Genomic DNA, 22,305 nt, shown 5'->3' with positions numbered 1-22,305 from the left:
ATCCCCAATCCCTAACCTTTAATCCCCTCCTCTGCGGCGTGAACTCCCCTAAACCCACTTCCAAACCCACCTTTCCAATCCGGGCATCCTGGCAGGCAGTCATTTCGCTGGCGGTGTTTGTGTTCATGTACCTGCCGATTCTGATTTTGGCGTTCTATAGCTTTAACGCTTCACGCTTTAGCGCCACCTGGGAAGGGTTTAGTTTGAAGTGGTACGAGATCCTATTCAACGACTCGCGAATTTTTGCCGCACTGCAAGATAGTCTAGCGATCGCCATTTGTGCCGTCGGCGTGTCGGCTGTGTTGGGAACGTTGATGGCAGTAGGCTTAGCGCGATACCAGTTTTGGGGGAAAGGGCTTTATCGGGGGGCTTCCTATTTGCCGCTGATTATTCCTGATATTGCGATCGCCGTTGCAACCCTGGTTTTTCTCGCCTCATTTGCGATCCCCCTCAGCCTGTGGACGATTGTGGCATCCCACATTGTTTTTTGTCTGGCTTACGTAGCAGTAGTGGTTTCCACTCGCCTGTCTGGCTTAAACCCGCATTTAGAAGAAGCGGCTCTGGATTTAGGCGCAACTCCCACTCAGGCATTCCTCAAAGTTTTACTGCCTGAATTGATGCCTGCGATCGTATCTGGCTGCCTGCTAGCTTTTGTGTTGAGCATGGATGATTTGTTAATCTCTAGCTTCACAGCAGGCGGCGGTGCGAACACGTTACCCATGGAAATCTTCAGCCGCGTTCGCACAGGTGTTAAACCTGACATCAACGCGCTTAGCGTCGTGCTAATTCTGGCATCTGGCGTACTGGCATTTGTAGCCGAATATATTCGCTATCGCGGTGATCAGAGGCGATCGACTTATTAGATTTGATATATCGGTTGAAAGCAGAAACAAACAACATTGGCAGTCATATCCATGCAGGCTGGCTTGTGGGTGTAATGGACTGCTCCTATAGGAATATCTGGCTTTTGGTAGTAGCGAGAAATTGATTCATCCCTCTAAACTCCTGAATGTCATTCGAGGGCTTAGAGCCAGAACCTAGGAAAAATCATGGAACCAGAAGGAATTTTAGGCTGGATCATTACTGTTCTCCTGGTTCTGCTTGCTGCTACGCTACTAATCCTTTACTTCCGAGGCAGCTTTCGTCGCAAGATCAGTTACCCGCTGCGGAATGTTCCGAGGGTGGATGAGCCTAGTTTTTTCCTGGCGATCGCCGGATTTGCCTCTAGTCTGCCCACCCATGCGTGTCCCATCGGATTTTTTGTTGAAGCTGATGAGATCTATGCAGCACGGCTCCAGGCAATTCAAAGCGCTCAAAAGACAATTCATTTTGAAACTTTTTACATGACACCAGGGCGACGGGCAGATGATTTTGCGATCGCCCTGAGTGAACGTGCCCAAGCTGGAGTTGCAGTGCAGCTTGTAGTTGACTGTCATGGGGCAAGCTCTATGCCCAAAAAATACTGGAAGTCGCTCAAAGCCGCAGGTGTAGAAGTACACTTCTTCAGCCCGTTTAGCTGGAAAGCGCCCCTTGACTACAACACCCGCACTCACCGCAAACTATTGCTGGTTGACGGCAAAGTTGCCCTGATCGGGGGTGCAGGCGTTTCAGACGAGTGGGATGGTAAAAGCGATACAGGTGGCAGTGCACCTTGGCGAGATTTTGAGGTGCGCTATGAGGGATCAATCTTGAGCACCCTGGAAGGGGTTTTTATGGAGAACTGGACAACCGTGGGCGGCGTTGGTGACTTGAGTTCAGAAGTGTTTCAACCTTGCCCGCCCAAAGGACACACTGCCTTCGTGACGATGGGCACTTTTTCTCCTGAAAACTCTGCACTGCACATCCTATTTCAGACCAGCATTCAGGCAGCACGATGGCGACTCTGGATTAGCAGCCCCTATCTCGTACCCGATAAACACACCCAGAACGTGCTGGTAAAGGCTAGCAAAGCGGGTGTAGATGTACGAATTCTAACAATGGGGGTTCGCAACGATAAGCCTTATGTTTACTACACGGCGCGTGAGCTGTACGGGGATTTGCTCAAAGCTGGCGTAAAAATTTATGAGTATGTACCTAACATGCTCCATGCCAAAGTTGTGCTGGTCGATGATACCTGGGTTAGTCATGGCAGCACTAATATGGATGAGCGCAGCTTCTTCTTAAATGATGAGATGAATGTGTCCGTGAGCGATCGCCACCTGGCTCAACAGACCGAGAATTTTCTGCTAGACTCTTTCGCCAAAAGTGCTCTAATTTCCCTGGAAGATTGGCAAAAACGCTCGTTCTTAGAAAAATTTCGAGGCAAATTTGGACTGATATTCCGACAATTGCTCTAGCCTATTCACTCATGACGGATGGCAAATGCCAACCATTCAATTCAGCGACAACTGCTAATTCTCCTTGAGCGGTAGCTGAATCCGAATTAGCTGGTAGGCTCCTGCTTGTTCAACCAACTGATATTGTTCAGGCTCCAGGTCTGCTTCTCTTAGCTTGTGGGGAAAGGCTACCATCAGCACTGAAGGGGTATTTTGCTCAAAGAGCTGATCGAGCTGCTCTTCCAGGTCATCGGGATCAGAGATGAACAGAATAGGGCGTTCTGTGTAAAATACCAAGCTAGGTTTCTGAAACCCAAGCATCGTCAGCATTTCTTGCGGTTGTTGAGCTTGCACCATCGTCTCTGAAAGCTGTCGCAAAGGGAGTTGTCTTAGACTATCCACAACTGAGAAAGCAGGCATGACAGCAAACACGATGAAAGCAAAGAACCCCATGAAATTAACCAGCCAGAGCCAGCGTCCCTGACGACGCAGCAGCAAAACCAACATGATGATCGCCGCGATCGCCCAACTCGCTGCTCCCCAGGGCAAAAGTCCGGATTGGCGGATTACTTCTGGCAGGTTTCGCATGGTGGGGTCATCGCCCAGCCAATTCGGGCTGTAAAGCACTGCCCCAGCCAGCGCTACTAGAAAAATAGTATTGACAATACCTGTAATCAAAACGCTACGACTGATCTGTTGACGAGTAATTTGCTCGCTCCACAGCAGCGCCACCAGAATGGCTGCGGCAGGCATCAGCGGCAGGACATAGCTAGGAAGCTTTGTGACCGCAATGGTGAAAAAACTGAAGATTATCAACAGCCAGCTTGAGGCGAACAGACCCAGGTGTGTAGCGCGGGGTTGCTGTTGCCAGTGGGTGCGCTGCCAGATGCGAAGACGGGCGATCGCCACGGGCAGATATAGCGACCAGGGCGCGAACCCAACTAAAACAGCAAAGAAGTAAAAGTACCAGGGCGCATCGTGACGGTTGACGACCTCGGTAAACCGCTCAAAGTTGTGGTAGCCAAAGAAGTTATCGATATATTCCTGCCCGTTAGCCTGGATGACCAGGATATACCAGGGGACGGCGATCGCTAAAAAGATCAGCCCACCGCGCAGCAGTCGCATCTCACGCAGCACTGTCCAACCGTTGCCGACATAAAGCAAAAATGCGCCGATAATCAGCACAGGCAGCACGATCCCCACGGGACCTTTGGTTAACACAGCCAATGCAGACAGCACATAAAAAGCTAGATACCAGCGGGCTTGCACCTGGGGTCGCGCAGGCTGAGCATAGCCACAAAAGAAAGCAAGTAATGCGATTCCCATACAGCCGCTTAGCAGCATGTCTGAAACGCCTGTTCTAGCCCAGACAATCGTGTGCGTGTTAAGCGCCATCATGGCTGCACCGATCCAGGCCCCTAGCCAGCGTTGACGACTGGTTTTGTGAGGTGAGTTTGGAACTGTTGCCGTTTCAGCCGCAGCAGGGGAAGGAAAGCCAAACTGTTTAAGCGTGTAAAATCCCATTGTGGTGAGGGCGATCGCCGCCAGTGCTGAAGGCAGCCGCACAGCCCACTCGTTAACCCCAATGGTTTGGTAGGCGATCGCCATCAGCCAATAGATCAGGGGTGGCTTATCAAACCGAGTTGCCCCGTTAAAGTAAGGCGTAATCCAGTCCCCCGTTTCAGTCATTTGGCGGGCGGCTTCGGCAAATAGTGGCTCGGTTTCGTCAACCAAACCGATGCTGCCTAGATGCCAGATGAAAGCCACAAAGCTGATTAGGCAAATCCAAATGATTGAAAGTGTCCAGGCTGGAACGGGCTGTTCCCAGTGTTGGAAAAGTTTGCTGGGGCGATCGATCCCAAATTTCATGTAGAGCTATCAGATACTTAAGAAGGTTTAAGGTCTGACAGATAGTCTGCCAGACCTTACTTTAACTGGAAAACTGACTTTTCTATTGGACGATCAACTGCCATTCTCGGGTTCCGCTGCTCCAGGTGGGTCCTGCCGTTTTGCCGACCACGTATGGACCCCAATATTGCCGCGAACCATCCTGAGCAAAAACGACCAAAACATCTCCGTTTTGCAGTTGAAGCTCACCCTCTGGTAGAGAAAGCAGCAGACCACTAGCGCTGCCCTCTCCCGGTGCGAAGTCCCAATGAACAGGTTCTTTATAAGCGTCTGTTCTGTTTTCGGTAGCTGAGGCATCTGAGGCAGAGGTAGCATCACCTGGAACTTGCGACAAAAGCGCAACTCGTACAGGATGCTCAGTCTGATTGCTGACTCGCAGGTTGCCAGATTGAGCGATCGCCGGATTTGCATCTGGAGGCGCAGATGGAGAAGCTGGAGCCGCTGGGCTAACCGCAACTGGGGGCGAAGTGACGCTAGGAGAAGGCACCGTTTCTCTAGGAACTTCCTCGGCAATGGGAGGCGCAGAATCCAGCCCAATTTCTTCAGGTGGGATGGGTTCCATTAAAATGCTGACATCAAATCGTCCAATCAATAAGACAATAATGCCTATACCTAAAACTCCAATAACTGCGGGGTAGAGTTTTAGCTTCATATCTTTGGTCACTTCACCCTGCCCCCATGCAAACTCGCGAAATTGAATTAACGGAAAAATCAACTGCTCTTCAATAAGCCGCTAACAGCCTACCGCTAACAGCCTATGGTGTGTATCACATCCTATAGCATGAGTCGGAGATGCTCTTTAGGTTGGCATCTTACACTCAAATAGACTTTCAATTCTTTCTTCCTTTAGTCTAGTTCAGGACTTACATTACTTCATCCCGATACTTATGCGATCCGCAATTTTAGGGTTTGTGCAGCTGCGACTTCACCCTATCTCTGTTCTAATGGTTTAATTCTGATAGTTTGATGAGTTAAACCCGATTGCTGTTGCCTAGTTTCTGGAGAACCCCCGGACATGCAAAACACTCGTCTTAACAGTTTGGTCGATACCCTGCTCGGACGGCTTGATCGGTGGTTACAAAACCCTTGGCGACGGTTTTCGCTGACAATTATTAGTCTCTTGTTTGGGAACCTACTGGCAACAATAGTCGCAACAACCGCCGGACAAACCGCCGAACTGGATTCTATAGTTGCCCTACTGTTGGTTGCCTCTACGGAACTAACTAATTGGGTTGTAACCAGAGGCGATCGCCTTCGCAGGTCAGCCGAAGGCCCTTTTAAGCGCCCCTTGTTCACAGAAATGTTGAACGGCGTCAAGATTGGTTTGATCTACGGAATGTTTGTGGAAGCTTTCAAAATCGGCAGTTAAGCTATGTCTTGAGAGGGGTCATGAGCCTCTGCCTTTAGCAGGTTTAAGCGATCGCAGCGGTCTTGATAGCGTCAGAGAGACGATTTATGAGACTCTCATGACATATACGACTTCAAACCCCTCCAGCGAACTGGTCCAAAACTTTCGTAGTCTGGACGTAGACCAGCAGCTAGCCCTATTTTGGTTTGTCTACAAAGAAATGGGCAAATCAGTTACGCCTGCGGCACCTGGAGCTAGCACCGTTTCTACAGAAGTTGCAGAGGGGCTATTTAATCAAGTTAAGGATATGTCTCATGAACAGCAGTTGCAGATTCAGCGAGACTTGATTTCCGGAAATAATAATCTGATTAGCCGGGAGTACGGCGCACTAGGCGATACCACCAAACTGCTGTTTTGGTATCTGCTGGCTCAGGGTATGGACAGTGCCACAATCATCCCTATGCCACCCAACTATCAGCTTGCCTCTGAAGCAGAAGGTTTGCTCAATCAAATCAAAGGGCTAGAGTTTCAACAGCAAATTACCCTCTTCCGCGATATCGTTTCCCCCATGGGAGTTGATCCCACTACGGCAGAGCATGACGAAGCTACTGGACTCTAGTGCCAACTCTGAAAATTAGCAGACGTTGCTCGCTAGTTCATTGAACTACATACAAACAAAACAACGGGATGTGTAGAGCGCATCCCGTTGTTCTGGATGAAGAGATTGACAAAAGTCTGCCCGATTTCGCCCTAAAGTGCTTTACGACAAATTAGAACACCTGATGGCAGTACTTAATCCGCAGGAGGTGGGCTGCTCAATCCATAAGCTGTCGGTTGAAACTTAGCTTCCATGAGGTCGCTATCCCCGTCGCTATTCTCCACATCATCAATTACATTAGTTTCTTTGCCCTGCTCTTTGGCAAGCGTTTCATGAACTTCATCCCTACTCGCTTGAGACTGAAGATGAACCGGATCAGGGGTAGGAAAGGGAGGATTTGAATTGTTTGAAGGCTTCTGGGTTGACATAATTTTGAATTCTTAAATGAGCTACAAACTTTACTTTGGTGGTGAACTATATGGCAATCCTAATGGGTTATGAGAGGCATACCTCTGAGGAATGTTCTTCTCATAACCGCTCTTTTTACAGGTGATTGAAGATTGCTACATTTGCCAGTATTAAATTTCTCTAAACCGATTGCGTCCACCTAAGGAAGCAAGAATACAAACCCAACTGGCTGATAGAATTATACTCTTTGAATTAGGTTAACAACATACTGTTATAGCGTTTAACAAACGTTAAATGTATCCTCGCTCCTTTTCCCAGTTTAACCCTGTGGAAAGTAGGATTTGAACAAACTTAGGGAGTTGTAAGTTGACAGCTTTCAAGCAAATTTCCCTATTGAAATCTGAACAAACTAATTTGTTTCGCTAAGCATAAAGCTTCGTTGAGCTTAAGGGGTAAGATTGTTGCCATGCTGCTGATAGTGAGAGCCAAATCAGATGTCGCCAACTCCCCGTTTAATTCTGGAAACGCTGTTTCCCTATCTCAAGATCGCTGCTGCTTACGCGGTTGAAGTTCAGCCCAAGATTGCGGCGCGTCCTTCTAAAGAGTCAGATAGTTTCTTTGGAGCAGCGCTGAGTGATGCTGACCTGTCGATTCAAACGCTGGTAGAAGTGGCACTGGTGGGTGCTTTTCCTGACATTCGCTTTTATGGGGAAGAGTATGAGCAGTCTTACAATACAAAGTATTTTCGAGCTATTACTTTAGGCGAAAAAGATGATTATCTGGTGACGCTTGATCCGATTGACGGCACCCAGTTTTACCTGGACGGGCATTCAAATTATCAAATTATTGTGGGTGTGCTGAATTGGGATGAGTTTGAGGCGGCGATCGCCATCACTCCCGCACAAAACACCTACTGTTTTGCCTTTCGGGGGCAAGGCTGCTGGCAAGGCACTTTAGATGCGGGTTTGGCAAGCGGTCAGCCTTTGAAAATTGCTAAAACCAGTCCAACAATTCTGCTGGGATGGGGCATGGAGGCACTCGCGCCAAAGCTAAAAGACCATTACACTGTGATTGACGTTGCTACTTCTTACTCCGATGAAGTCCAGATCCCTAACGTGAATGGCATGTTAAGTGGAGATTTAGCAGGAGCAGTCACTCGTGCAGGCAAATTTATTGATAGTGCTGCATTGGCATTTTTAGCACAAGAGGCGGGCTGCATTGTCACGACTCACACTGGAGCACCCCTTCCACCACTGCACGACTGCGAAGATTATTCTCGTCCCGGTTTGGTCATTGCGGCTAATGTTATAGTACACCAGCATCTTTTGGAGGCGATCGCCTCTCTATCACAAGCATCGACCTGAAGATAAATTAGATCTCTTGCGTGAATAGTGGTGCGGCTTCGCCGCACCACTATTCACGCTTCAAAAAATGATTCATGCAGGAAATATATTAGAAGATGCGTGTTTGCTATGAGTCAGAAGCACTGAAGCATAAGCACTCACAGCGCTTATGCCCATAGGGACAAAATACCGCTCACAGATTCTTGCTTTATGCCGATGTAAACCCGTTCTAAAAGTGGTGAACTGAGGTTGGTGTTGAATAATACTGACTGATGACACAGGTTTTAGTTATAGGTGGACAGGGGCGAATCGGCAGCAGTGTTGCGGCCGACCTGATCGATCACACTCAGGCAGAGGTTATCGTCACGGGTAGAAGTGACACCCTCAAAGACGAATCGGGCAGCCAGCAGCTTGGTTCACGGGTACGATTTTTGCAGCTAGACCTCGCGGACCAAGAAAAGTTGAGGCAGGCGATCGCCCAGTCTGATGTGGTCGTTCACTGTGCTGGGCCCTTTCACTACCGTGACACCAGCGTCCTGAAGTTTTGTATCGAGCAGGGTGTGGACTACGTTGATGTCAGCGATACACGCGGCTTTACCGAGAAAGCTCTGTCTTATCAGGTAGAGGCGGAGGCAGCTGGAGTAACTGCTGTTGTTAACTCTGGTATATTTCCGGGTATTTCTAACAGCATGGTGCGACAGGGCGTAGAGCAACTTGACCAGGCAGAAGAGATTCGCCTTTACTACGTGGTGAGCGGCTCCGGTGGAGCAGGCGTAACCGTAATGCGAACAACATTTCTGGGATTGCTCAAGCCATTTGAAGCCTGGATAGATGGGCAATGGCGAAAAATCAAGCCTTACACCGAACGCCAAAAGATTCACCTCCCTGCTCCCTATGGTACGGTTCACACCTACTGGTATGAGATGCCGGAGACGTTCACTCTAGTGAATTCTTTTCCGGTAAAAACCGTTGTGACCAAGTTTGGTTCAGTGCCCGATTTCTACAATCACCTGACCTGGATTGCTGCCAATGTATTTCCTAAATCGTGGCTGCAAAACCCCAATGGCGTCGAGTTTCTATCTCACGTGAGTTATCGCATGACTTCTGTCACCGATTTGTTTAGCGGCAGAGGAGTGGGTGTGCAGGCTGAAGTGGTTGGGCAAAAAGCAGGACAGCCCAAACGCTACCGCTCAGCCCTGGTACATTCTAGTGCAGCGATCGCTACGGGTCTTGGTACGGGTTGCATTGCTCAATTCTTGCTGTCTGGTCAGTTAAAAAAACCAGGGGTTTGGGCTGTTGAGCAGGCCCTTCCTACAGATTTATTTGAGCAAGCCATGCAAGCGCGCAACATTACTATTCAGCAAGAGTGGGTGTAGCGTCTAAGCATATTTATGCTTTATGCCTGCCTGTTCTTAATAATTTAGCCCTCAAACTTGAGGCAGAATGGCATCGGGAACGATCGCTTGGGACTGAGATTCATTGGCACCTCATCGACTTTTATCTGCCATATCGCAGATTTTACAAACCGTTGGCATCGCCTTAATTCTGACGCTAATTCTGCTAATAGCCCCGGCGATCGCCCAAAAAGAAATTCCAGCTTCGGTGGTGTTAGACGGGCGAGAAATTTTTCAAATCAGCCCTTCAGGCGAATACACAGCCACCGAACGGGCAGAGTTGGTCAATTCGCTGCTACAAGAAGCAGTACAGGAAGATCAGCCCGTCCAGATTGAAATTGAGCAGCGCAACGGCTTGCCGACTATCCGGCTGAATGACCGCCATCTCATGACGGTGACAGACCGGGATGCTCCCCTAGGCAGAACCCCTGAAGAGCAGGCAAGAGAGTTAACCCGGCGGCTTAGGGATGCTGTTCAGCAAGCCCAGCAGCAGCGGACGGCAGAATTTTTGCGGTGGGCAGGAACGATCGCTGTGGGAGTCGTGGCGATCGCCATTTTGTTGCATTGGGGGCTGGGTCAGTTTTGGCAGCGATCGCTGCGCCCTTCCCTAGCTGCAATCTTGCCGCAGCCGAATGCCGATGAAGATGAAACCATTGAACACCCCCAAGCGTTGAATTTGCTGGTGAATCTGCTGCTGGCGATTGCCCGAACGGGCGTATGGCTGGGCGCAACGCTTTACATTACTAACCTGTTTCCGCTGACTCGTCAGTGGGGCTACCGCATCTTCAATAGCCTAATAGCTAGCTTTACCTCTCCCATCATTACCCTGGGGCAAAGCAGTTACTCAGTGACGGATCTGCTGGTTTTGGCATTCATGCTGCTGGGGCTGATCGTCTTTACCAAAATGGCAACGGATCTACTCAAGTCCCGCATTCTGCAAATGACTGGGGTAAACCGAGGCGCACAGGAAGCTGTTGCGGTAATCATCCGCTATGCCATGCTGTTTATTGGTTCGCTGGTGGTGCTGCAAATTTGGGGGCTAGACATCAGTTCCCTGGCAATTTTGGTCAGCGCCCTCGGGGTAGGAATCGGCTTTGGTTTGCAGGATATTGCCAAGAACTTCGGCAGCGGCTTGGTGCTAGTGTTCGAGCGTCCCATTCAAGTTGGAGATTTTATTGAAGTTGGTGAATTTCAAGGCAACGTCGAGCGTATCGGGGCACGCAGCACCCTAATTCGTACGCTCGATCAGATCTCGATCATTGTGCCAAACTCCCGTTTTTTAGAACAGGAAGTGATCAACTGGAGCCACGATAACCCTGTTTCTAGAATTCACCTGCCTGTCGGGGTAGCCTACGGCTCAGACATTGAAGCGGTGCGATCGGCGCTGTTAGAGTCGGCGCGAAATCATCCTAAAATTCTTTCAACTCCGCAGCCCCAAGTCTTTTTCAAAGAATTTGGCGACAGCAGCCTGAATTTTGAACTGCTGGTCTGGACAGCAGAACCCAGCAAGCAAGTTGTGATCAAAAGCGATCTCTATTTCCGCATGGAAGCTCTGCTACGTCAGAATCAGGTAGACATTCCCTTCCCCCAACGCGACCTGCACCTCCAAGTCGATCACCTGCCCCTGAAACTGTCCCCAAAAATGGAGCAGATGGTGCAGCAGTGGTTAGAGCGATCGCAGCTTTAAAGCTATTCAAGGGGTTGGATTTTCCATGCGCTTAATGCACAAAAAATTCAACCTCTCAAACAAACCTTCGTTTCTAAACTTTCCTGAAACGACTCCAGTTGCTTGGAGAAGTTATAGGGTGAAAGCAACTTCTTGGTATCGCAAGCTGGGTTTGCGATCGCTGGGTGGGAGTGGTGCGATCGCCTACTAGCCCGGGAAAAAGTCATAGAGGTAGAGCAAATGCGCCTTGTCTATTGGGGTTTGGCAATTGGCGGGTTCGTTCTGGTCGTTACTTGGTTGTGGGGAGCGCTCGTCGCGTTTTCCCTAATTCTTTTGCTCATTATTGGTTACGAGATTTGGCGACAGAGCCGTCCCTTAGCGTTATCAAATCGGTCCCGTAAAGCCAAGCTAGAAGACGGCTTAGTTGAGCGATCGCAGTCTGAAGTACCTCTACCCGATGCAGTTAAACTGACTGCAAAACCTGCTGGCAAGCTTCGGTTTCAACTGGTAGAAGAGAAATCAGTCAAGCACTCCAGCAGATCGGATTTTGATCAGCCCCTTGGTGCAATTCCTGCTCAATCTGCTGTAGGAGGCGATCGCACAGTCATTCAGGAGCCGCTGACACTGATCTCAGCTACAGAGGCAGATGCAATTGCAGAAGCAATTCAGAATTTTACTCAGGCCGAGTCAGACGCAGCTCTAGCCGATGCCCCTACCGTAATTGAGTCGCTCAACCAAATTCACTTTGCCGGGTCTGCTGAAGCAAACCCCAATGCAACGAGCTCGGCTGAAGAACCCACTGTTCTGCCAAAGGAGGAGAGCAAGCAGGCGATCGCCAAACCCTCCCGTCAGCCCAATCCCTGGGATGAACCTGTTACCACACCCGGTTTCCTCAATCCCCAAAACAATCAGACCGTCATTCGTTCCCCAGCCCCAAGCGAGCCAACTGTTGCCAGACCGTTCCAATCGCAGTCAGCAGATGAGCCGACCGTTGCCAGACCGTTCCAGCCTAATAGCTCCGCAGATGAAAAAACGGTAATCGGTCCCTCAAAAGCAAAAACTGGCAACAAGCCAAGCATTGCCACCCCGTTTCCAAGTCAAGACTTAAACAACGTCACTATCCCCAAGCCTGCTGATGGAAGCAGTCCTAATTCTCCATTAGCCAACCCCAAAGTCTCCTCCTTAACAAGTGCCGATTCAGAAAAAATTACTGTAATTGGGCAAAACCAAAGTCCTAATCAGGAGGAGCAAACAACGCTTTAACGGATTGGGTCAAAGTCAAAAGTGACAAAAAATCATGATTAAAATAAGGGCTATTTACTACCAAACAGGTGAGTCTCAGGAAAAAATCCTAACACCAGAAACATTAACTCAGGGGGGTGGTCTAATCGGACGAAATCCAAACTGTGATCTGGTGCTAAATAGTCCTGAAGTGAGTCGAGTTCACGGTCGAGTTTTGTATCAGTCGGGGCAATACTATTACACCGATTTGGGCAGTACCGATGGCTCTCAGGTCAACGACCAGACAGTGCAGACCAACCAGAATTTTTTGCTTCAAACAGACGATATTATCCGCATTGGCGGGTTCATTCTACTCGTCAAAGAACTGGACTTGCAGGCAGCAGCAATGAATAGCTCAAAAGCAACTTTGATTGATGGTAGTGCTGCCAATGTGTCATCCAATGCAAATCGAAACGCTGTGAGTCAACCTAATCCAGTGCAAAACGGTTTGCCTGATGATTCTTTGCCTCAAGACGGCTCATCCGATGGTCTCTTCTATATTTCTCAAGGCAACCCTACTAGCTCGGCACCTAGTTCTGCGGTTGAGGCACCCGCAGTGCAGCGACTAATGTTTAAGGTGGAAGAGTTAAAAGAGAAAGGTATTTTGAACCAGGGTTTTACAGAGTGTGTTTTTCAAGGCAAAGTTCTGGTAGAAGGCATCTCTTTTGCTAAACGCTTGCGCGAAAAAGCAACTGACCTCTGGCAATCTGAACTTGACTCTGGCAAACTCTGCCTCCTAGTGGAATATCCTGAACATTTCACCCTCTGGCAAGAAAAAGAAGGGTAAGATGTTGGGCGTTGCTGGGTGTTAGGCGATCACCCTTGCCGCAAAATCGGGAAAAGGCAGAAATCTCGACAATTACTTCATTGGCTGAACAGATTCCCAAATTCGCTTGAGTAGGTCATAAAAGGGAGCCCAGTCATCTTCAACGGTAATTGGTTCCCAAATTGCCTCAATTTCGGGTCTAAGTAAAATAGTGCTGGGATTGTGTTGTTGCAGCCGTTGGGCGATCGCCCCCATCTTTTCCTCCGGCAAAGCAGTGAGAATCTGATGATAGTGCGATCGCCACTGGTCAAAACAATCCATCACTGCATCAGATTGGGATTCACCTTCAGCAAAAATTAAGGCTTTATCGGTGCGCCAATCTGGTGAAAACTGTTGTCGTAACGCTAGAAAGAAGTCGTGATAACCAATTCGGGCTTCTTCTAACAGTTGCAAAGTGAGTTTAAGTAAGTGAGTGGCGACCCCTTGCGGATATCTTTCCGAGATCGCCTCATCTAGTTCCTCTAATCCTTCAAAACCCAACTTGTTCAGCATTTGCTGTAGATAGGCAGTGACATAGTGTTGCTCAAACTGAGCTAGACCTGACTCCATTTCTGCGGGGCTGATCACTGCTTTTAGTGGTACTTGCAGCATTTCTAAATTCCAGCGGCAGATTGAAGGCTGATTGCTATAGCTGTAGCGACCAGCGTAATCAAAATAAGCAGCAGTGAAGCGAGGATCGTATTGATCAATAAAAGCGTAAGGACCGTAATCAAAACTTTCCCCAGTAATCGACATATTGTCTGTGTTGAGTACGGCATGACAAAAGCCCACAGACATCCATTCTGCAACCAGTTTTGCGACTCGCTGCACCAGTTCTGCATAGAAATGAGCGTACTGGTCAGGTTGGTTCCACAGATGCGGATAGTAGTACTGAATCACATGATTCAGCAGCTTTTGGGTGAGATCAGGACGACCCAGGTGATGGAGTCGTTCAAACGTGCCAAAGCGAATGTGCGATCGCGAAAATCTCACCATTACCGAAGATCTCGTGGGAGACGGCTCATCTCCTCGCCAGAGTGCTTCCCCCGTTTCAATCAAGCTGAGGCAACGAGAAGTACGGACACCCAAAACATTCAGCATTTCGGATGCCAGCACTTCTCGTACACCCCCTTTGAGTGTGAGTCTGCCATCCCCACCCCTGGAGTAAGGCGTTGTGCCAGAACCTTTAGTGCCAAAATCGTACAGTTCACCGTCTACACCACGCACCTGCCCGTACAGGAAGCCTCTGCCGTCACCCAAAAACGGATTGTACTCACCAAACTGATAGCCGTGGTAGCGTAGCGCTAGCGGCAGTTGCTGCGCCTGAAAATGTCCAAAAGCCTGGATAAAATCTGCATCCGTAACCGACTTCGGATCAAGTCCTAGCTTAGGCAACACCTGATCATTACGAAAGCGAAGAATGTGACGGGGAAACTCCGCTGCTGAGACAATATCAAAATAATCGTCTCCCAGATTTTCTAGGGCTGGCTCATAGTTGAGCGATAGAAAAGGATTTGGAGAACTCGTCCGGTCAAGGGCTTCAGGGAACATGGTTACTGCTAGAACACCTACTTCATCTTCTCATCTTAGAAGGAAGTCCTGGTTCGTATAAACGTTTGGTCGCGATGGAGGTCTAACTATTTGATTTTTGCTCGTAGTATTCAGAGATGTGTTCGTAGACATCCTGAGGAAATTGAAGGTCTTTGTAGACATTGCAAGCATCAGGATCATCGGAATCAGGACAGATCTGAAAATCCTGATTTTTTTGCCATTCCAGGATGCGATCGCGTTTGGGTGGATTGTAGTCCTTGCCCTGCACCTGCTGGTAGAGCGATCGCGCCTCCCGTTCATCACAGTCTGGGTCTTTCTGAAGGTAAGTCACCAGTTCTTCTTCTGACATGAAGTGACGCGCCACCATAGCAAACGTCAGCCTGCCATAATGTCCGATATCCTGCTTTTCGTCGAGCGCCTCTAGCAAGTGCGCCATTACATCACTTTTACGGAGTTCCTTAACTGCCATAATGCACTTCCTTATTAAGCTGTGACTTCAGTACAGGGGATTTAAAGCGCTCTTGGATCGCTTTAAATCTGACCTGAAACTATTACCCTTCCTTTGTAAAACACTGCTTAAAAGGTGCCGTCTATCTTCAGAAGGCTGTTTGTAGAACAAAAGTACTCATTCTGGTAGGTTGCCCCGGGCAGAATTACCCGTTTACCTCGGAGCAGATATGTTTGCAGAAGCAGTCCCAGCCATCTCTGTACTCGACAGATTCAAGGAGTCAACTTGCTCAAGATCTGGTTCAGCCATCTGCAAATGCCTCTCTAAAAGAGCCAGATTTCGCACATTTGCTTTGTAGTAAGCGTCAAATAAGTCACCCAGAAGGGGCACCGAACCCACCACTGCCTCTAAGACAATGTTGGCAATCATTTGGCCTAGCACCTCCGAAGGAAGCTGAAAGCGCCGTGCCAGAAAAATAATATAAGCCGAAAACGCAGTTGTAACTACATCTCCTGCACCAGGAACCAGACCTAAAATAGGATCTAGCCCAATTCGAAAGTTAATAAAAGGAATGCGAATGGCAGTATCCATCAATCGACTCAGCTTACGAATGCGATTGAGGGTAGCAAGCCGTTCTACAGCATTTAAACTTGATGTATTCATGTCAAAGTAATATTCATATATTCATACGTCTAAAAGCTTGACATAGTTATTGAAAAGCAGCTTGTACCGTGAGAAATATGTTTTAAGGAAATTTTGCCTGTTTCAGGTTATATTTATTGACTCGATCGCTGTAGAATTCATTCCATTCGTGACCACTCACAGGATTACTCACAAGATTTATTGCAATGCCAAAAGCACACGATAAAGACAATTCAGGTATGAATAGACCGTTGAGTTGGCTAGGCGTTCTTTTAATTGCAGTTGTCAGCGGTTTGATTGTACGAGTCTTGGGTGATCCTATTGTTGAAGTTACGTCACCAAATCTAGAAGAATTTTTTGAGGATGTAGAGGAGTTTTTTGAAGATCCTAAAGACTTTTTTGAAGACCTGAATCGGTAGATTTGATTTAGAGCCTATCCTTTGAGCGATGAATTTTGCCTCATTTCAGACATACGCTCTCAGGGTGGCAATCTAAGCGGAGAAATGAACTATGGCTAACTTAGTAGAAGCTGCTACTGAAGCAGGTTCTTTTGGGACATTGATTACAGCGGTCGAACGTGCTGGTCTTGTAGATATTCTCAAAGGGGAAGGTCCTTACACTGTACTTGCGCCAACTGATGACGCATTTAAAAAACTCCCAGCAGAAACGTTAGAATCTTGGCTTCAAGATCCTCATAAGCTAAAGCAGGTGTTGTTATATCACGTTATCTCAGGGGATGTGCGCTCGGACGATTTGGCTGAAATCGATGAAGCCCCAACCCTAGAGGGTTCAGTGGTATCTGTTGAGCAGGGAGACGGCGTTCACGTAAATGAGGCGAAGGTACTGCAAACTGATATCCTGACTGACAATGGTGTGATTCATGTCATTGACGCTGTTTTAACGCCAGCACTTTTGGTGTAGAAAAGGTGTAAAGAAGAGAGGCGATCGCTCCTAGTCACCTGACAAATCTTCTGATGTAGGTTGGGTAAAGCAGAGCGTAACCCAACGCTTGCCTAGATTCTGTTGGGTTACGCGTTCGTTTCACCCAACCTACGATATACCCATAGTTTTGGGAGTTTTGTCAGTTAACCAGGCGATCGCCCTCAAGCCTTCACTGGAAAGGGCGATCGCCTGGTATACAGTGTTGGAACCCTATTTAGCGGCAAAAAACTTAAATCATTAAGCAACTTCTCTACAGCATTGCTGTCCAATACGAACCGTCAAGTTTTTACAGTCGGCGCAGCTTCGTTGCTCAAGGGTGATAAGATAAGCAGTCAAGCTAGGGGTGCCTGAGTTTCTCAGGCTGAGATTACACCCTTAGAACCTGAGTCTGGCTAGCACCAGCGGAGGGAAGCTGTTTATTTTGAGGAACCTCATATGCGGACTGAATGGATCGCCAAGCGGCGCGGACAAGGCAATGTGTCTCAAATGCACTATGCCCGTCAAGGTGTAATCACAGAAGAGATGCACTATGTGGCACGGCGCGAAAACCTGCCTGCCGACCTGATTCAAGCGGAAGTGGCGCGGGGGCGAATGATTATTCCCGCTAACATTAACCACAAGAATCTGGAGCCGATGGCGATCGGCATTGCTTCTCGTTGCAAAGTGAATGCCAACATTGGCGCATCCCCCAACTCTTCCGACCTGCAAGAAGAAGTCAACAAGCTTAAACTAGCGGTCAAGTATGGCGCAGATACCGTGATGGACTTGTCCACGGGTGGGGGCAATCTAGACGAAATTCGCACTGCTATCATTAATGCCTCACCCGTACCAATCGGCACCGTTCCGGTCTATCAGGCGCTAGAAAGTGTACATGGCACCATTGAAAACCTCACGCCTGATGACTTCCTGCACATCATTGAAAAACATGCTCAGCAGGGGGTGGACTACCAAACGATCCATGCAGGCATTTTGATCGAACATTTACCCCTGGTGAGAGGGAGGCTGACAGGCATTGTTTCACGAGGCGGTGGTATCTTAGCTCGTTGGATGCTACATCACCATAAGCAAAACCCACTCTACACTCACTTTCAGGACATCATTGAGATTTTCAAAAGATATGATGTTTCGTTTAGTCTGGGTGATTCCTTGCGTCCGGGCTGCGCTCACGACGCATCAGACGCAGCCCAGTTAGCAGAGCTAAAAACTTTGGGGCAGCTTACCCGCAAAGCCTGGGAAGATGACGTACAGGTTATGGTGGAAGGCCCAGGACATGTACCGATGGATCAGATCGAGTTTAATGTCCGCAAACAGATGGAAGAATGTTCAGAAGCACCTTTCTATGTGTTGGGACCACTGGTGACGGATATTGCGCCAGGATATGACCACATCACCTCAGCGATTGGAGCGGCGATCGCCGGTTGGCACGGGACAGCAATGCTTTGCTATGTCACACCCAAAGAACACCTCGGCTTACCCGATGCAGAAGACGTGCGAAATGGTTTAATTGCCTACAAAATTGCGGCTCATGCAGCAGACATTGCGCGTCATCGGCCGGGGGCACGCGATCGCGATGATGAGCTTTCGATCGCACGCTATAACTTTGACTGGAATCGCCAGTTTGAGCTGTCGCTCGACCCTGAGCGGGCACGGGAATACCATGACGAAACATTACCCGCTGATATTTACAAAACGGCTGAGTTTTGTTCGATGTGTGGTCCGAAGTTTTGTCCCATGCAAACCAAAGTTGATGCAGAAGCGCTAACCGAGCTAGAGAAGTTTCTGGCGAAGAAAAGCGTTGGCAGCGGTGTGTAACGATTTTTGGAATCAGGGGCTTAGGCCCCTGATTGGGTCCGAAAACCGGGATTAATTAGAATGCAAACCCCTCGTCCGGAATTACGTTCAGTAATTTGGAATCTATCGGGGGTAATATTTCTTTCATCTTCCCGAACCCGTTATGCAATATCCTCTCGAACTAACTTTTAAGATCTGGACGCTAGCTCCCACCATTTCAGTCACAGATGCTCAGGGCAACTTGGTCTTATACGTTAGACAAAAGCTGTTTAAGTTTAAGGAACACATCACTGTTTTTTCGGATGCTCAACAGACCCATTCGAAATTCACGATCAAAGCCGATCGCATCATTGATTTTTCTGCTCGTTATAACTTTGCTGACCACGATGGAGCCTACTTAGGCAGCGTCAAGCGTCGCGGTCTGCGGTCACTCTGGCGCGCCAGATATGACATTTTTGATGGTGATTCAAGCAACTTGATGATTCAAGAAGAAAATCCTTGGGTCAAAATTTGGGACAGCTTGTTTCAGGAAATTCCAATCCTGGGAGCGCTCAGTGGCTATGTATTTCACCCCAAATATCTGGTCAGCCGTCCCGATGGTCAAGTGGTGATGCGTTTGGAAAAGCTACCTTCATTCTTCTCAAGAAAGTTTGTATTAAAACCAGTTGATCAAATGAGCGATCGCGAAGAAGCTCAAGCTTTACTCAGCTTGCTCATGATGATTCTGCTAGAACGCGCTCGCGGTTAAATTAGCTATACATCTTAAAGGAGAAGGGAGACAGGACTGGGTTCTGCCTCCCTTCTTTAACTGAAGTGTCTACTACCAATTTCAAAATCTACAGATAGAAAGGCACCCCGCTCAGCGGGGTGCCTTTCTATCTGTAGCCTCTTAAGGATTAGCGAGCAATGTCTCCAGGTGGAGGCTGTAAATAGGGTGAAATGTTGGGCGCAATCTCACAGGCTGTGGCCTGGTTGATTTGAACGTAACTAATACCGCCTCTGCGATTCAGCACATTGATGCAGCGTCTGGTGCTGACTTGGAGTTGATCTTCGTTTCCCAATGCGACAAACACGAGCGCTTCATACTCTACGGTGCCGTCGGGCGTAAATGTGAGTGAGTTGTTGGAAGAGTCTGGAATGGTGAAAATTAGCCGATCTGCTGGAATATTGGGAGACAGCGTTTTCCATTCTCGTGGTTCTGTCGTGTAGGGTGACTGTGCAACCTGAATTCCTGTATCAGTTTTCCGAAAGTGAACCGTGTAGTTGTAGCCTTCCGAAATAGCTTGCTGCTGCGCTTCCTTGAGTGATTGACGAATTTGTTCGGCTAGAAGGTTGACTCGGGTTTGATTAACCAGACTGATGAAGTTAGGGATAGCGATCGCTGCCAAAACTCCCATCACGCAAATGACGACCAGCAGTTCAATCAAGGTGAATCCCTGACTGAAGTGCTGAGGTGGGCGATCGCTCCTCTCAGAAACTCGCAACTGATGAAGTTTCATCATCTCCCTCCATCCGTTGCCAGACGCTGCAAATCGTGTGGCGCAGGTGGTTGAATGCTAGGTTGATCCCTTTCACGAGTAGAACGGGTAGACGATTGACCTGACTGAATTCCTGGTTGAGTTTTCGGCTGAGCGTCTTCCTGAATCGTTGTGAGATATTGCTCAGCCTGCTGAAGCCACTGTCTTTGGTCAGGGTGCATCCGAGATGCATAACGGCGGCAAGACTCCCAGTTGGTCACCACTTCAGGCGATCCCTGAACTTCTGCCAACTGTGCCATTAAGCAATAGGCAGAGGCTTCTTCATCATTAAGCTGAATTGCCGCATTTAGGTAAGATGCTGCCTCAGTGTAATTCGCTTGGGTTAAGTAAGCCCAGCCCAGATTTTTGAGCATGGAATACCGAATAGTATCATTTTGCTCTAGTTTCAATCCTGCTTGCAGCAGCGAAATTGCCTGCTCTGGCTGCCCTGCTAAAATGTCAAGCCGAGCCAGGTTGCTGTATGCCTCTGGTAACCCTGCCTGCTGAGCAGTTTCGTAAGCCGTGCGAGCTTGCTCAAGGTCGCCTAGCTGCTCATAGTTACGTCCTAAGTGGAAGTAGGCTTCTGGATAATCGGGTTTGAGGGCGATCGCCCGCTCCAACTCAACTTGAGCCAGATACAGTTCTTCTGCAATCTGATGCGTAATGCCACGCTCGTGGTAGACCGTTGCCATCCGCATGGCTCCCCACTGCCAGGTGACCCCACCCAGACCCAGGGCGATCGCCACTCCGGGTACTGCCAGCGCCAAGCGCAGCTTTTTCAAGCCAGCGCGTTTAGGAGGCAGCAGCGCTGTTTCCTGCTCATGATCTTGCTTCTGAGGATAATCCTGAAGGTCGTATCCCTGCTCGATCGCATCCAGGCGTTGCCAGATTGCGTCTGTGTTTGGCGGTCGCTTACCTACCGTTGGAGCCATTAAATGGTCAATTAGGTCAGCTAACGGAGTACTAATGGAGGGAGCCTGATCCCGCCAACGCAGTTCGCCCGTGTAGAGGTCAGCGTCTAATTCCAGTGGATGCTTGCCTGTTAGCAGGTGTACCAAGGTGCGTCCCAGCGCAAAAAAGTCAGACTGCGGCAAAGGTCTGCCATCGATCTGCTCCGGCGGGGCATAGCCAGGGGAACAAATGCCGGTCAGAGCTTGCCCGCCGCCTACCTTGACTAACATGGTAGGCGTTACTTCCCGCACCGCACCAAAGTCAATCAGCACAAGCTGACCATTGGGACGGCAGATGATGTTAGACGGCTTAATGTCGCGGTGAAAGCACTGCTGCACTGAGTTGTTGTGCAGTACGCCAAGAATGTCAACCAGTTGTTTTAACCAGGCGATCGCCTGAGCTTGAGTCACTGGTCGGCGCAGCTTGCCGCGTGAGTTAGCCCAAGAATTGAGGTCAACCCCTTCGATAAACTCCATGACTAGGCAATGCAGCGTTTCAGCGCCAGCGCCAAGTCGGAACTGAAAGGATTCTTCCTCTACCTTAGGAATTCCGGGATGACGAAGCTGGCGTAATACTTTTGCTTCTCGCTGAAATAGCTTGGCGGCGATCGGCGACTGGTTTAGCAAGACCTTGAGAACTTTTTGCGTTTCAGTCTTGCCTGCCTTTATGTTCAGCGTGTCCTCAATCAAGTAAGTTTTGCCAAAGCCACCTTCGCCGACCTGCCGCTTGACGCGATATCGATTTTGCAACAGCAAGGTTGAATTGCAATGACGACAAACTGTAGCTGATGCACTATCGGGATCAGCCGGATTGGGGCAAGTCGGGTTAACGCAGTAATGAGGTTTAGGTCTCAACGTCAATTAAGTCAGAAAATTTCAAAGTTTGAATTAAATTGATTTATAAATAGAAGCCTTCCCTATTTCCATCGGAGTACACCATTAGGAGGATAAACTCATAGATCAGTTTAACCCCCTACCTGGAATTATGGGCTTCCCTCAAAAGGTTCAGAATGATGTTTCTCTAAATCTTCATAAGTAGCTTCGCATTCACCCATGTGGGTGAGGCACTTGACGGGTCGTTTATCTCAATGCTCTAGAGAACTTTAGAGTCAAAATATTAATATTCAAAATAAAAAAATGCCTTCTATTCCCAAAGCAATTGTTAAGTCGGGATATAAGGCTCAGTCAGATGACACTAGCGTTGATGTAGATGTGTTGATATTCAATCTATTGCGGCGGTTGAGTATTGAGGACAAAGCTGAACGAGGCGAAGAAACAGCGATTTAGAAAAACAGTGGCGAGATGTTTTAGGCGTCCTTAAGCTTCAGGGTGAAAGGCTGGATTTTGGCTATTTGGAGCAGTGGGCACAGACTCTTAACTTATCGGAGGATTTAATGA

General features: G+C 48.6%; 22 protein-coding genes and 1 riboswitch. Of the genes, 14 read left to right on the top strand and 8 right to left on the bottom strand.

The genetic code is table 11. The annotated features are described in order from the left end of the window. The first annotated feature begins 125 nt into the window (after positions 1-125). Positions 126-863: an ABC transporter permease gene (locus H6G00_RS12705; protein ID WP_190797086.1), complete on the top strand. Its 738-nt coding sequence runs from the start codon at positions 126-128 to the stop codon at positions 861-863. 186 nt (positions 864-1,049) lie between these two features. Beyond that, positions 1,050-2,336, top strand: coding sequence for a phospholipase D-like domain-containing protein (locus H6G00_RS12700; protein WP_190797004.1), 1,287 nt, complete (start codon positions 1,050-1,052; stop codon positions 2,334-2,336). Between the two features lie 54 nt (positions 2,337-2,390). On the opposite strand, the gene H6G00_RS12695 is transcribed toward H6G00_RS12700, so the two are convergent. Next, the gene (locus H6G00_RS12695) at positions 2,391-4,184 is read right to left on the bottom strand and encodes a glycosyltransferase family 39 protein (protein WP_190797003.1); all 1,794 of its coding nucleotides are present in this window, start codon (positions 4,182-4,184) and stop codon (positions 2,391-2,393) included. 82 nt (positions 4,185-4,266) lie between these two features. Next, complete coding sequence (locus H6G00_RS12690; protein WP_199318456.1) at positions 4,267-4,938, bottom strand: hypothetical protein; 672 nt, start codon at positions 4,936-4,938, stop codon at positions 4,267-4,269. Positions 4,939-5,238: 300 nt separating this feature from the next. Between H6G00_RS12690 and H6G00_RS12685 the strand changes: the two genes are divergently transcribed. Continuing rightward, entirely contained in the window at positions 5,239-5,592 is a 354-nt protein-coding gene (locus H6G00_RS12685; RefSeq protein ID WP_190797002.1) for a DUF565 domain-containing protein, read from the top strand. A gap of 97 nt (positions 5,593-5,689) precedes the next feature. Continuing rightward, positions 5,690-6,190: an orange carotenoid protein N-terminal domain-containing protein gene (locus tag H6G00_RS12680; RefSeq protein WP_190645439.1), complete on the top strand. Its 501-nt coding sequence runs from the start codon at positions 5,690-5,692 to the stop codon at positions 6,188-6,190. Between the two features lie 173 nt (positions 6,191-6,363). On the opposite strand, the gene H6G00_RS12675 is transcribed toward H6G00_RS12680, so the two are convergent. Beyond that, a complete protein-coding gene (locus H6G00_RS12675; RefSeq protein WP_190797001.1) occupies positions 6,364-6,597 on the bottom strand; it encodes a hypothetical protein in 234 nt (77 codons plus the stop codon). Positions 6,598-7,071: 474 nt separating this feature from the next. On the opposite strand from H6G00_RS12675, the gene H6G00_RS12670 reads away from it, so the two are divergent. From H6G00_RS12670 to H6G00_RS12650, 5 genes are all read left to right on the top strand, one after another. Further along, a complete protein-coding gene (locus H6G00_RS12670; protein ID WP_190797000.1) occupies positions 7,072-7,941 on the top strand; it encodes an inositol monophosphatase family protein in 870 nt (289 codons plus the stop codon). Positions 7,942-8,189: 248 nt separating this feature from the next. Continuing rightward, positions 8,190-9,296, top strand: coding sequence for a saccharopine dehydrogenase NADP-binding domain-containing protein (locus H6G00_RS12665; protein ID WP_190797084.1), 1,107 nt, complete (start codon positions 8,190-8,192; stop codon positions 9,294-9,296). 103 nt (positions 9,297-9,399) lie between these two features. After that, complete coding sequence (locus tag H6G00_RS12660) at positions 9,400-11,001, top strand: mechanosensitive ion channel domain-containing protein (protein WP_190796999.1); 1,602 nt, start codon at positions 9,400-9,402, stop codon at positions 10,999-11,001. Positions 11,002-11,133: 132 nt separating this feature from the next. Beyond that, positions 11,134-12,243: a hypothetical protein gene (locus tag H6G00_RS12655; protein WP_190796998.1), complete on the top strand. Its 1,110-nt coding sequence runs from the start codon at positions 11,134-11,136 to the stop codon at positions 12,241-12,243. Positions 12,244-12,277: 34 nt separating this feature from the next. Further along, positions 12,278-13,048, top strand: coding sequence for an FHA domain-containing protein (locus tag H6G00_RS12650; protein WP_190796997.1), 771 nt, complete (start codon positions 12,278-12,280; stop codon positions 13,046-13,048). Between the two features lie 72 nt (positions 13,049-13,120). On the opposite strand, the gene H6G00_RS12645 is transcribed toward H6G00_RS12650, so the two are convergent. The 3 genes from H6G00_RS12645 to H6G00_RS12635 all read right to left on the bottom strand — a co-directional run bounded on the left by H6G00_RS12645 (position 13,121) and on the right by H6G00_RS12635 (position 15,728). Beyond that, a complete protein-coding gene (locus tag H6G00_RS12645; protein ID WP_190796996.1) occupies positions 13,121-14,617 on the bottom strand; it encodes a YdiU family protein in 1,497 nt (498 codons plus the stop codon). 82 nt (positions 14,618-14,699) lie between these two features. After that, positions 14,700-15,086, bottom strand: coding sequence for a hypothetical protein (locus H6G00_RS12640; protein ID WP_190796995.1), 387 nt, complete (start codon positions 15,084-15,086; stop codon positions 14,700-14,702). 192 nt (positions 15,087-15,278) lie between these two features. Continuing rightward, entirely contained in the window at positions 15,279-15,728 is a 450-nt protein-coding gene (locus tag H6G00_RS12635; protein WP_190796994.1) for a DUF4112 domain-containing protein, read from the bottom strand. Positions 15,729-15,946: 218 nt separating this feature from the next. On the opposite strand from H6G00_RS12635, the gene H6G00_RS12630 reads away from it, so the two are divergent. The 4 genes from H6G00_RS12630 to H6G00_RS12615 all read left to right on the top strand — a co-directional run bounded on the left by H6G00_RS12630 (position 15,947) and on the right by H6G00_RS12615 (position 19,188). Then, the gene (locus tag H6G00_RS12630) at positions 15,947-16,126 is read left to right on the top strand and encodes a hypothetical protein (protein ID WP_190796993.1); all 180 of its coding nucleotides are present in this window, start codon (positions 15,947-15,949) and stop codon (positions 16,124-16,126) included. Between the two features lie 91 nt (positions 16,127-16,217). Further along, entirely contained in the window at positions 16,218-16,628 is a 411-nt protein-coding gene (locus tag H6G00_RS12625; protein WP_190796992.1) for a fasciclin domain-containing protein, read from the top strand. Positions 16,629-16,978: 350 nt separating this feature from the next. Further along, positions 16,979-17,076, top strand: a riboswitch (TPP riboswitch). 8 nt (positions 17,077-17,084) lie between these two features. Next, positions 17,085-18,461 carry a phosphomethylpyrimidine synthase gene (gene thiC, locus H6G00_RS12620; RefSeq protein WP_190796991.1) on the top strand — a complete coding sequence of 459 codons (1,377 nt, stop codon included), beginning with the start codon at positions 17,085-17,087 and terminating at the stop codon, positions 18,459-18,461. 142 nt (positions 18,462-18,603) lie between these two features. Further along, a complete protein-coding gene (locus H6G00_RS12615) occupies positions 18,604-19,188 on the top strand; it encodes a hypothetical protein (RefSeq protein ID WP_190645419.1) in 585 nt (194 codons plus the stop codon). A 148-nt stretch (positions 19,189-19,336) separates the two neighbouring features. On the opposite strand, the gene H6G00_RS12610 is transcribed toward H6G00_RS12615, so the two are convergent. Together H6G00_RS12610 and H6G00_RS12605 are read right to left on the bottom strand one after the other, a co-directional pair. Then, positions 19,337-19,939: a GspH/FimT family pseudopilin gene (locus H6G00_RS12610; protein ID WP_190796990.1), complete on the bottom strand. Its 603-nt coding sequence runs from the start codon at positions 19,937-19,939 to the stop codon at positions 19,337-19,339. Further along, positions 19,939-21,762: a serine/threonine-protein kinase gene (locus tag H6G00_RS12605; RefSeq protein ID WP_190796989.1), complete on the bottom strand. Its 1,824-nt coding sequence runs from the start codon at positions 21,760-21,762 to the stop codon at positions 19,939-19,941. Before H6G00_RS12605 ends, H6G00_RS12610 begins: the two co-directional genes overlap by 1 nt. Positions 21,763-22,044: 282 nt before the next feature. On the opposite strand from H6G00_RS12605, the gene H6G00_RS12600 reads away from it, so the two are divergent. Beyond that, positions 22,045-22,194 (top strand): hypothetical protein, encoded by a 150-nt coding sequence (locus H6G00_RS12600; protein ID WP_190796988.1) that lies wholly within the window; start codon positions 22,045-22,047, stop codon positions 22,192-22,194. Positions 22,195-22,305 lie beyond the last annotated feature (111 nt).

The sequence above is a fragment of the Leptolyngbya sp. FACHB-541 genome, assembly GCF_014695875.1.
Classification (GTDB): domain Bacteria; phylum Cyanobacteriota; class Cyanobacteriia; order Elainellales; family Elainellaceae; genus JAAUTN01.
This window is presented reverse-complemented; position numbering and strand designations above follow the sequence as displayed.